The sequence below is a fragment of the Chryseobacterium sp. 27AL genome, assembly GCF_057815395.1.
Map to the genome: position 1 here is coordinate 1 of NZ_JBYRIW010000056.1, position 261 is coordinate 261.

Consider the following 261-nt stretch of genomic DNA (forward strand, 5'->3'; position numbering starts at 1 on the left):
CCAGATGGCTTAAATTCAGCTCTTGTTTCATAAACCTGAAGAACACTTCAATATCCCATCTTTTACGGTAATAGTCCGATATTTCTTTGGCAGAAAGTTCAAACTCGTTGGTTATAAACCAAAATTCCTTACAGGTTTTCTCATTTTTAATAACCACCAATCGAAAATCTGTCTCCACTTTTTCTTCCCGATGATGTATATTTCCACGTTTGTTTTGGATGGGTTTCCCGGTGTACAACTTCACTTTACTGTCTTTAATAA

Annotated in this window: 1 protein-coding gene; it reads right to left on the bottom strand. The window is 35.6% G+C overall.

Going from position 1 to position 261, the window contains the following annotated elements; translation table 11 throughout:
* The coding region (locus AC3WV0_RS18170) for a transposase (RefSeq protein WP_488847494.1) at window positions 1–244 on the bottom strand (244 nt) is incomplete at its 3' end.
* Between the last annotated feature and the right edge of the window lie 17 nt (window positions 245–261).